This is a genomic window from Aquimarina sp. 433, from assembly GCF_054054605.1.
In genome coordinates, this window is record NZ_JBSWZK010000005.1 from 31,358 (window position 1) to 43,516 (window position 12,159).

The window sequence follows — 12,159 nt, forward strand, 5'->3', positions numbered from 1 at the left end:
TAATGTTTAGAAATTATCTAAAAATATCCTTAAGAAACTTACAGAAAAACAAAACGCTTTCTCTGTTAAACCTTATTGGTCTAAGTATAGGAATATCAAGTGTATTAACACTATTGTTTTCTGTATATGCATACTATAACGCTGATAGTCCAATACCCAATAAAGAGCATATATTCTATGCAAAAACGATTTTAACAGATGGTAATGATTATAACGAAGTGCCCTACCCATTACTAGATCGTGTGTTGAATAGTTCTCCGGATGTTATTGCAGGAACGCATTTACATAGTTGGAATACTATTTGGTTAGCTTCCGACGGAAAAGATTTTCAAAATAATACGAATTATGCTGATCCTGAGTTTTTTGAAGTATTCGATCTTCCCTTTAAATATGGAAATAAAACGACCGCTTTAAAAGAAAAATACTCTATAGTACTTACAGATAAAGTAAGCAAACAGATTTTTGGAGATATCAACCCAGTTGGTAAAACTATCGTTGGAGCGGATACACTCAACTTAAAAGTTACTGGAGTTTTTGAACCTATTAGTCCATATTCGTCTTTTAGATTTGAAGTTTTACTTCCTAATACAATTCTTGAAACAAATGCTTCTTTTATCGCTCAGAATAACTGGGATAATACCTTTTCTCCTACTTATTTTAAAATGAGACCTAATAGTGATCTAACCAAACTTAAAACTAGTATATCGGAATTGATTATCGGAAACCGTACAGAGGGAAGCCCGATTGCCGAAATGAAGATAATACCATTCACAGATTTGCGAACGGATGCTATTCCTGTTGTTGACATTATCATTAACAGTTCCATTGCCGCAGCGTTGTTTATTTTACTTATCATATTAGTTAACCTTTTGAATCTAAACACTTCTACTATGCTGAGTCGCACAAAAACAATTGCTGTGAGAAAAGTATTAGGAAGTGATAAGAAAGGGCTCATTTTACAATACTGTATAGAGAATGGTATCCTGGTTTTCGTTTCTATACTTATATCCATGTTGCTGTTCTTTACCGTAAACCTTCCTAGATTCAATGATACCTTCGGTCCAGAATTTGGAAGAATTTCCTTTAATCTGATCGAAGATTATCCAGTTATTTTAGGAATTATTTTTATTGGAATTGTTGCAACCTTAGTAGTGTCTATATTGCCTAGTCTCCGTTTTGTAAAAATCCCTGTGACTCTAGGTATTAAAGGAAAAATCCAGCAAGTAAAAAGTAGCTTTTTGTTACGCAACTCTTTTATAATTCTTCAATTTACTATTGCTATCCTATGCATAAGCGTTGCTATTATACTCAACAAACAGATAGGCTTTATGAAAAATGCAGATTTAGGTTTTGAACGTACTAATGTTTTGGTAGGTAATATAGATCTAGATTATAAAAACTTTGATATTGCTCAATCAAAATTTAATGCGCTTTTAAATGAATTAGAGTCTAATCCTTATGTAAAGAGTGTTTCTACGAGTCAAGCAGTGCCATCAGAGTATTATTTCAACTATACCACGTATTATGATAAAGAAAATAATAGGGATGTAAGAATCCGAAGGTCATATGCAGACGATTCTTATTTTAAAACATTAGGCATTCCAATAACCAAAGGGCGTAATTTTGATAAAAATCTGGATCAGGCTGATGAATATCCAGTCATCATAAATGAAGCGGCGTTAAAAGCTTTTGGATGGAAAACAATCGATGGAAAAACACTTGGGTCTAAAGGAGAAAATACAATAAAACAACCTATAGTAGGTGTCGTAAAAGATTTTCACTATCAAGATTTACAAAATGCTATTGAACCTTTGGTTCACATTTACAGAGATCGAAAAACATTAGACAAGCATAGGTTTTTAACAGTACGTGTACAAGAAGGTCATGAAGCCAGTATTGAGAAAATGATTACTACCGCATTTGAGAATATCCCTTCGAGAAAAACTTATATACAATCCAGGTTAACGGATAAAGTTAGTGGTCAATATTTATTAATTGAAGGAATTCTAAAGTCTGTAAGTATTACAGCAATACTCGCAATTTTTATTTCATGTTTAGGCCTTTTCGGACTCATTTCTTTTTCTGCGAAAAGAAGAGTAAAGGAAATTGGAGTTCGCAAAGTTTTAGGTGCTGGTGTTACCAAGATAGTACTCTTATTATCTAAAGATTACATCTTCCTTGTAGGAATCGCCGCACTTATTGCATTTCCAATTGCATGGTACGCAATGAACTCTTGGCTAAATGGTTTCGCCTATAGTATCTCAATTAAATGGTGGATGTTTGGATTGGCTGCTGTTATTGCCGTATGCATTACCTCATTTACATTAGGAATAAGAGCAATTAAATCCGCTATGGCAAATCCAATAAATTCATTAAGAACGGAATAAATCATCAATCAACAAACGAACAGTAAACCAACAATCATGATAAGGAATTATTTTAAAATAGCATGGAGAAACCTTTGGAGAAGAAGAGGTTTTACATTTATTAATATCACGGGCTTATCGATAGGAATGACAGCCAGCTTTCTAATGCTTTTATATGTTAGTTTCGAATTAAGTTACGATAACTTTCATAGTAAAACAGATAATATCTACAGGGTTGTTGCAGATATTAAAACTCCTTCTGATAATATAGAAGCGAATATAACCGCTTGGGCTGTTCCTCCTAATTTAGAGAAGGATTTTCCTGAAATTACATCTGCAGTACGGATAAATGATTTAAATATGATCGTTCGCAAAGATGATCTAAAATTTAAAGAAACCAATGCTATTGCAGCGGATTCCAGTTTTTTCTCTGTTTTTGATTTCGAATTGGTACAAGGAAACCCAAAAGAAGTACTCAAAAAGCAATTTAGTATTGTATTATCCGAAACTACAGCAAAAAAATACTTTGGAAACCAAAATCCTGTTGGGAAATCATTAAAAATAACTGAAGAAGGGTTCAACTCTGTAGTAACTGGAGTAATGAAGGATTTTCCCGAAAACTCTCACATCCAAGCGGATATGATACTATCGCTAACCACATTTACACAAAATTTAGACAAAGAATTAGATACCAGATGGGGTAGTTATGACGCGGCAGCATATGTGTTGGTAAATCCAAATACTAATATAGATCAACTAACTTCTAAATTTCCAGCATTCTTAGAGAAGCATAGCGGAGAATTTATGAAACAAAGTAAAATGTTCGTCACATTACACTTAGAACCTCTTAAAACATTATATCTGCAATCCACCAGAGGTGGAACTGGTGGTGGGAGTATGACCAATGTATATATATTTTCTATCATAGCTATTTTTATTCTTCTTATTGCGTCTATCAATTTCATTAACCTTACTACCGCTCGTTCCGTAGAAAGAGCAAAAGAAGTGGGTATCCGAAAGGTTATGGGTGCCGAAAAACAACAGTTATCACTCCAATTTATTGGAGAATCAATTATAACTTGTTTGATAGCTTTTTGCATTACAACGGTCTTAACCATGCTAATCTTACCGTTTTTTAATGATATCTCAGGAAAGGTAATTAGCGAAGGCTTGTTTTCTAATTATTCCAATATTTTTAAATTATTTGGAATTTCATTAGCCATAGGAATTTTTGCAGGAATCTACCCTTCCATAGTATTATCCTCTTTTAAACCTATACAAGTCCTTAAAGGTAATTTCTCTACTGGTGGTAAAGGTGTTTTGCTTCGTAAAAGTCTTGTAATTATACAATTTACTATTTCGATTATACTTATTACTGGTACGATTATTATCTATAATCAAATGGAATATATGCGTAATCAGGAATTAGGGTTTAACAAGGATCAGTTATTAATTCTTGAAGCAGAATCATCTACATCTCAATTGGCATTAAAGAATGCTATCAGTAATATTTCTGGAGTAAAATTCACAAGTTTAGGTTCTAGTGTACCTGGAGGAGGAAATTCATCAGCTTATTCAGAAATAGAAAATAAATCAGGGGATTTGCAAATAGCAAATCTAGACCTCTACTTTGTTGATCATGATTATATCCCACAATTTGATCTTGAAATTTTAGCTGGAAGAGCATTTTCTAAAGATTTCGCTTCAGATTCTACAAAAGCGATGATCATTAATGAAGAAACTGTAAAATTACTAGGATATAGTGATCCACAGAATGCTATTGGTGCCAAATTTAAACAATGGGGTCGTGAAGGTCAGGTAATTGGCGTTGTTAAAAATTTCCACTTCAACTCTCTTCATGATCAGATTGGACCTCTAACCATGAGAATGGAGACGAATAGAAATGATTTAATTACTGTAAAGCTAGCTTCTAATAATATGAAACAAACTATTGGTGAAATAGAGAAACTATGGGAGTCATTTTTACCAGAACAGCCTTTTGATTATTACTTTTTGGATGATGCATTCAACGAACAATATGAAAGTGAAGAGCGATTTGGAAATCTGTTTCTGTATTTCGCTAGTTTAGCAATACTAATATCCTGTCTAGGTTTACTGGGACTTGCTGCTTACAGTACATTACAAAGAAAACGAGAAATCGGTATTAGAAAAGTAATCGGAGCTTCGGTATCTGAAATTGTAAATCTTTTATCCAAAGATTTCCTAAAACTTGTAATGATTGCTTTTGCTATTGCTTCTCCTATTGCTTGGTATGTGATGCATAATTGGTTACAAAACTTCGCATTTAGGATTGATATACAATGGTGGATGTTCCTATTATCTGGTGGCTCAGCGATCCTTATAGCCATATTCACCGTTAGCTTTCATGCGGTAAAAGCTTCTCTATCAAATCCAGTAAACGCACTTAGAACCGAATAAATCATCAATCAAAAAACGAACAATCATGATCAGGAATTATTTTAAAATAGCATGGAGAAGCCTTCAAAAAAACAAACTACAAACTACAATTAACCTGCTAGGGCTTACAGTAGGTACAGTCTGTTGTTTGAGTATATTATTATATGTATTTGCGCAGTTAGGTTATGATGATCATCATAAGGACGCTGAGGCTTTATATAGAGTACGAACAATTATCGATGATCCTAGTTCTGTTCAATTCAATGCTGCATCCAGCGGACCTCCTATTGGTTTTGCTATGAAAGAAGACTTTCCTGAGGTTATAGAAGCGACTCGATTGGTATATATGGGTGAGGGTACAGAAGAACTTATTAGAGCAAGTGATCAGAATGAAGGTTTTTATGAACCAAGAGGTTATCTTGCAGATGCTACTGTTTTTAATATTTTTACTTTTAAGTTTTTAGAAGGAAATCCTGAGACTGCATTAGTGGAACCTAATACCGTCGTACTATCTGCTTCATTAGCTCAAAAACTATTTGGTAATGTGCCTGCCATTAATAAAACTGTATTATCAGGAAGTGGAGAGCAACAATTATCACTAAAAGTAACCGGTGTTTTTGATGATAGTAATCCAGAAAAATCTCATATCAATCCTAATTATCTGGTTACGATGAATACTCCAGGTCTTGGAGAGTTTGTAAGAACAGTACAAAACTTTGCAACACAAAACTTTATTTATACCTATGTAAAGCTAAACTCGTCAGATAATGAGGACTTAGTACAAAGTAAACTTCCGGGCTTTTTAAATGCTCGTGGAGCGAAAGATTTTGCTAAATTAAATTTCACAAAACAACTGTTCCTTCAAAAAGTTAGTGATATACACTTACATTCCAAAGGCATATCCAGACAAATCGGACCTATATCAGATATTAGTTATCTATATCTTTTAATCACTCTAGCCTTATTTATTCAATTAGTAGCTTGTGTGAATTTTATCAATCTAAGTACTGCGAGAGCCAACAAAAGAGCTAAAGAAATTGGTGTTCGTAAAACCATTGGAGCTGACAAAAAATCACTTATCGGTCAGTTTTTGGGAGAATCTATATTACTTTCTCTTTTTGCTACCTTAGTAAGTATTCCTCTAACAACAATTCTTCTTCCTGTCATAAATTTGCTTACCCAAGGTAATGTAGCTTATCTTGATATATTAGATTGGAGAGTATTAACAACACTACTGGTAGTAGGTATTCTTACAGGATTTGTTGCTGGAATTTATCCTGCACTCATACTTTCCTCTGTAAAACCAACTCGTGTATTAAAAGGATCTGTATCAACAAACCCTAAAGGCACTTTATTACGCAAAGGATTAGTCGTTTTTCAATTCGTAGTATCGATTGGATTAATCGCTACGGTATACATTATTACGCAGCAAGTTCGATTTGCTCAAAATAGAGATATGGGGTATGAAACTGATAATCTAATCGCTGTTCGTTTGGGTACCCAAGAGGCCTTTGCGCAATATGAAACGCTTAAAACAAATATGAGTGCCGTATCAGGCGTAAAATCTGTCTCTGGATGTAATATTTTCCCTTCTCAATTATTAAGAAGTGACGTTGGTGCCTATTTACCAAGTGGAGATCCTACAAAACCTAAATTGGTAAAAACAAATGGTATCAATGCTAATTATTTACAAACCACTAAGACTAAACTCCTTACGGGTCGTCCTGTTAAAAAACAAGACACCACTCAAGTATTAGTCAATAAAGCCACAATAGATGCCTTTAACATAAGTCTAGAGGATGCTATCGGACAAAAAATTCTTTTCTCTACTGGTGGTGATGTTACTACTGTAGAAGTAATCGGAGTAACCGAAGACTTTCATTATGCTTCGCTAAAAGAAGAAATAGAACCTTTATTAATGTATGTAGATGATACACCAGAATGGTTATTAGTAAAAACAGAAACATCTAATTTCGAGACCATTCTTAGTCAATTAAAAACTGCTTGGAATGAGGTAAATAAAACAACTCCTTTTGTTTACACTTTTGTCGATAAAGAAGCTGAAAAACTAATTGCCGAAGAAAAACGCCTAGCGAATATTTCAGTTGCCTTTACTACACTCGCTATATTGATCAGCTGCCTGGGATTATTTGGATTAATCTCTTTTATGGCAGAACAAAAGAAAAAAGAAATTGGAATTCGAAAGGTACTTGGTGCTAGTGTAAGTACGGTAGTAAAAATGCTAACCAAAGACTTTTTTATCTTAATTACAATAGCACTAATCATAGCTACTCCTCTAGCCTACTATTTGATGGAGAACTGGTTGCAAGACTTCACTTATAGAATATCAATAAGTTGGTGGGTATTCTTATTGGCTGGTATCATAACTATGGCTATCACCCTTTTAACAGTTAGTATCGAAGCTATGAAAGCAGCTACCGCAAATCCAGTAAATTCATTACGAACAGAATAAATAAACGAATAATTATGATTAAGAATTATATCAAAATAGCCTTTCGTAATTTATGGAAGAATAGAATTTTCACATCCTTTAATATTGTAGGATTGACATTAGCATTTGGGGCAGCTTTGTTATTAACTATCTATGCTGTTTTTGAATTATCATTTGACCATTTTCACGAAAATGGAGATCAAATCTATATGGTATACTCAGAAGACAGCACCCCTAATGGCATAGAAGCCAATACTTCCAAATCAGAACCTTTTGCAGAAACTTTACAGAAAGAAATAAGCGGAGTTGAGAAAATAACACGTCGTGCTGGTGGAAATTTATTATTAAGTTATGAGGATAAAGAATTGAGAATGAATGGTGCTTTTGTAGATCTGGACTTTTTCGACATCTTTAGTTTTCCCATAATTAAAGGAGATACACAAAACCCCATTACATCAGAATCTTCTATTGCCATTACAGAATTTGCTGCTAACCGAATATTTGGTGATAAGAATCCGATTGGACAAACGGTAACAATTCTTAGGGATGGAAAGCAAGTACCATTTACCATTAGTTCGCTTATCGAAGACTTTCCTGATACAAGTTCCATAGGATTTGATATCGTATTAAACTTTAAAAGTCAAGGGCAACATGCATATGGCAGAACTGTGGGTCGCTGGGATGTTGAAAACCATGAAGTGTACATGAAATTAGCTCAAGGAATTACACCCGAGCAATTTGAAAACAGCACAAAAGATTTTACAAAATTACATTATAAAGATGCTATAGAAAGTGCAAAAAGAGATGGTATCCAACCGATTGTTAATGGGGAGTACAAACAAATAAAATTACTATCATTTTTAGATAAAAAGTTTGCCAATTTTGATCAAGGTCCTGCCAAAGTAAATCGAAAAATGCCGTACATCGTTTTAGGTATAGCACTACTCATCCTGTTTATAGCATGCGTAAACTTTGTAAATATGAGTGTTGCCAAAAGTGATCAAAGACTCCGAGAAATTGGTATGCGAAAAACTCTTGGAGCCAATAAAAAGCAATTATTTTTCCAATTTTGGGGAGAAAGCGTTCTTGTTTTTATAATTTCAGTAATTCTAGGTATTTTAACTACCATTCTTCTACTTCCCCATTTTAAAGTACTTTTTAAAACCAAAGCAACTTTTGGTACCTTATTAGATCCTGTATCTATAGTCTTCTTACTATTAGCAATAGTTGGTATCACACTAATAGCAGGCGGATATCCTGCGATATTAATGAGTCGTTTGAATACCATACAAAGTTTAAAAGGTAAATTAAATAACAATGGAAAAAACTATTTACGAAACGGTTTAATCGTAGCGCAATTTGGAATTGCTACGATATTGATATGTGGAACTCTTGTGGTTTGGGAACAAGTACAATTCTTACGAACCAAAGATTTAGGATACAATAAAGAACAAGTGATTGCCTTCCCATTAAACGGAAAGCGAAATGATCAACAAGCTTTACAACTTTTGCGAAATGAATTAAAAGATCAGACAAACATTTTAAGCGTATCTGCATCCAACAATATCTTAGGTTTAGGTAAAGATGGATCCCGATCAACAAGTGTTCTTGGGTTTGATCATAAAGGTGTCGGCGTTGAAACTCATATGCTTGTAGTTGATTCAGATTATATCAAAACTTTGGATTTAGAATTGCTAGAAGGTAGAGCCTTCCGGAAAAATCTGGCAAGTGACAGTCTATCAGTCATTATCAATGAGTCTATGGCAAGACAACTAAATGAAGATCAAATACTAAACGCTCAGTTAAACATAGATGATAAATTCTATTCTATAGTTGGAGTTATTAAAGATTTTAATTTTCAGGATTTAGATAGAAATATTGCGCCAATGTCTCTTTTTGCACTACCTGATTGGAATCTGAGAAACGTATATGTAAAAGTTGCTCCTCAGAATCTAGAAGCATCTTATGATATTGTAAAAAATGCTTGGGCTACTATAGAACCTAACGCAGAGTTTCAAGCTTCCTTCTTGAACGAAAATGTTGACAGAACTCTGAAAAGAGAACGCGATATGATCTCTATGATTAGTAGTGGTTCTTTATTGGCAATTATTTTAAGCTGTATTGGTCTTTTTGCGATGACCTTGCTTATTGTTGCAAAAAGAAAAAAGGAAATAGGCATTCGAAAAATTGTTGGAGCAAATATTACAGCAATTACTATGCTTCTAACCAAAGACTTTTTAAAGTTAGTTTCTATTGCCTTTTTGATTGCTGCACCTATTGCCTGGTGGATGATGAGCAAGTGGTTACAAAACTATATCTATCGTATCGATTTGAATATAGTATTATTTCTTGGAGCTGGAGGTATTGTTTTATTAATTGCTTTACTTACAATATCCTTCCAAACGGTTAAAACTGCAACTGCAAATCCGGTGAATTCATTACGAACAGAATAATATCAATTTTTCTGCTCCAAAGCAGATCTAAAAGCAGACAATTATGATTAGGAATTATTTCAAAATAGCTTGGAGAAATATACAGAAACGAAAAGTGTTTTCCTTTATAAACATCTTAGGATTAGCGCTTGGGTTTGGATGTTCGATTTTAATATTTCTATTTGTAAACTACCATTTACAATTCGATAATTTTCATAACAATTCTGATAGGATTTATAGAGTTGTCACCGAAGAACATCAAGATGCTATAGAATATGAAGCAAGTGTTCCTCCAGGTTTTGCAAGTGTATTCAGATCTGATTTTAATTATTCTGAAAAAGTAGCGAACATCTTTATTAGACAAGAATGGCAAATCGATGGAATGGATTCTAACACCAATCGTTTATTAGAAGATGTAGTTTTTGCGGAGCCCGATTTTTTTGAGATATTCAATTTTCCCCTACAAGAATCTCTAGGTACTCATAATTTCGCAGCACCTAATGTTGCATACATCACCAAGAGTTTTGCTAAGAAAATGTATGGCGATAGTACATCTTCTTTGGGAAAAACATTTACACTTCAGAATACAGGAACTATACAAGTTATAGGAATACTTAATGATATCCCTACTAATTCTTCTGTACAAGGAGATGTATTTATATCCTATGAGAGTCTTAAAAATTATAGTCAATTTGCATATAGCAAGAGTTGGGGAGGTATCACAAACAGTTTACAGTGTTATACCCTTTTAAGACCTAATCAAGACATCTCTCATATAGAAAAAACACTTATTCCTTTGGTTTCTAAATACAGACCAAAAAGTAAAAACGTTCACAGATACAAGTTACAACCACTTAGTGATGTTCATTTAGAACAAAAATATGGTGGTATTAATGTGAGTTTACTATGGATATTTTCTTTAATTGGGATATTTCTAATAGCAGTTGGTTGTATTAATTTTATTAATATTTCCACAGCACAAGCATTTTCCAGATCTAAGGAAATTGGAGTTAGAAAAGTACTTGGTGTAAGTAAAACCAAACTATTCTGGCAATTTATATTAGAAACTTTTTTAATAAGTCTCTTCGCATTACTACTAGGAATTGGGATTTCTATTGGAGTATTACCCAAGTTCAATGAATTATTTGAATTGCAGTTAAGTATCCAATCTTTACTTTCCTTTAAGGTAATAAGTTTTCTTATCACACTTTTATTACTAGTATCACTTTTGGCAGGTAGCTATCCTGGGATTTTAATGGCAAGAATTCTACCTACTCTGGCATTAAAAGGGAAACTTACCCAGAATGATACTGGTGGTAAGTTCACACGAAAAGTATTAGTAACCACTCAATTTGCAATTTCCATTATGCTTATTGTAGCAACTATCGTAATCGGTAAACAAATCAATTTTGCAATTACTTCCGATCTAGGTTTTGATAAAGAAGCTATTGTAATGTTAGAAATTCCAGAAGAAATTGAACTATTAAAATTACAAGGACTAAAAAACAGATTAAATAGTATTTCTGGAGTATCAAATACCACAGCATGTTTATCAAGTCCTGGAGCAGCAGAAAATGAATGGGGAACTAGTTTTCGATATCATAATAGACCCCAGTATGAAGAGTTCTCCATAGGTGCTAAACTTGCCGACGAGGATTATCTAAATACATTTGATTTAAAACTAATTACTGGGCGTAATTTTTTTACTTCGGATTCTATAACAGAAGTTGTGGTTAATCAAAGAGTAGCAGATAAGCTGGGACTCTCCTCCTATGAAGAACTGATAGGAAAACAAATAGAAGCCAATCGTGGAAGAGTAAAAGCTACCATCGTTGGCGTTATTGCTAATTTCCACGATCAAAACTTCTTAAGCGGTATTGGTCCTGTTTTTATAGCACCAGAAAAAACTGGTTATAGCGAACTCGCTGTTAAAATAGATGGTGCCGATATAAGTACTACATTGAAAGCTATCGAAAGTCGCTGGAAGGAAGTGTTTCCAAAATTTGTATATCAATATAAGTTTTTAGACGAGCGCATAGCTCAGCAATATATTGAAGAACAACGTTTCTTATCAATGACTAAAATATTTTCTGGTCTTGCAATTTTTATCAGTTGTTTAGGGCTTTACGGGCTTATTTCTTTCTTTATCGCACTAAAAACAAGAGAAATTGGTATCAGAAAAGTATTAGGAGGAAAAGTTAAGGATATCCTAGCTATTGTAATGCAGGATTTCTTCAAATTAATCTTATTAGCAGGTGCTATAGCATCGCCAATAGCCTGGTATTTTATGAATAACTGGTTACAAAATTATACGTATCGAACAGAAATAAACTGGTGGATTTTCGTAGTTGCTGTGGGGTTACTATTAATTATCACTTTACTTATCATTAGTTACAAAGCTATTAAAGCAGCCACTGCCAATCCGATAAAAAGCCTTAAAACGGAATAAATCAATCAATGTGTCCGCCTATCGTGGATCTAATAACACAAA

5 protein-coding genes are annotated in these 12,159 nt (G+C 33.6%); all 5 read left to right on the forward strand.

From position 1 onward, the window contains the following. Positions 1 to 2 precede the first annotated feature (2 nt). The 5 genes from ACWNT5_RS11665 to ACWNT5_RS11685 are packed head-to-tail and all read left to right on the forward strand — an operon-like array spanning position 3 to position 12,117. On the forward strand, positions 3 to 2,387 hold the full coding sequence (locus ACWNT5_RS11665) for an ABC transporter permease (RefSeq protein WP_456517418.1): 2,385 nt from the start codon (positions 3 to 5) through the stop codon (positions 2,385 to 2,387). A 36-nt stretch (positions 2,388 to 2,423) separates the two neighbouring features. Further along, complete coding sequence (locus ACWNT5_RS11670) at positions 2,424 to 4,805, forward strand: ABC transporter permease (RefSeq protein WP_299607391.1); 2,382 nt, start codon at positions 2,424 to 2,426, stop codon at positions 4,803 to 4,805. Positions 4,806 to 4,830: 25 nt separating this feature from the next. After that, positions 4,831 to 7,257, forward strand: coding sequence for an FtsX-like permease family protein (locus ACWNT5_RS11675; RefSeq protein ID WP_456517419.1), 2,427 nt, complete (start codon positions 4,831 to 4,833; stop codon positions 7,255 to 7,257). Positions 7,258 to 7,271: 14 nt separating this feature from the next. Beyond that, positions 7,272 to 9,689: an ABC transporter permease gene (locus tag ACWNT5_RS11680; RefSeq protein WP_456517420.1), complete on the forward strand. Its 2,418-nt coding sequence runs from the start codon at positions 7,272 to 7,274 to the stop codon at positions 9,687 to 9,689. 43 nt (positions 9,690 to 9,732) lie between these two features. After that, a complete protein-coding gene (locus tag ACWNT5_RS11685) occupies positions 9,733 to 12,117 on the forward strand; it encodes an ABC transporter permease (RefSeq protein ID WP_456517421.1) in 2,385 nt (794 codons plus the stop codon). Positions 12,118 to 12,159: the final 42 nt, after the last annotated feature.

What these genes read in the sequence shown, in the direction of transcription:
- ACWNT5_RS11675 (WP_456517419.1), top strand. Translation starts at nt 4,831, where the DNA reads ATGATCAGGAATTATTTTAAAATAGCATGGAGAAGCCTTCAAAAAAAC.
- ACWNT5_RS11680 (WP_456517420.1), top strand. Translation starts at nt 7,272, where the DNA reads ATGATTAAGAATTATATCAAAATAGCCTTTCGTAATTTATGGAAGAAT.
- ACWNT5_RS11670 (WP_299607391.1), top strand. Translation starts at nt 2,424, where the DNA reads ATGATAAGGAATTATTTTAAAATAGCATGGAGAAACCTTTGGAGAAGA.
- ACWNT5_RS11665 (WP_456517418.1), top strand. Translation starts at nt 3, where the DNA reads ATGTTTAGAAATTATCTAAAAATATCCTTAAGAAACTTACAGAAAAAC.
- ACWNT5_RS11685 (WP_456517421.1), top strand. Translation starts at nt 9,733, where the DNA reads ATGATTAGGAATTATTTCAAAATAGCTTGGAGAAATATACAGAAACGA.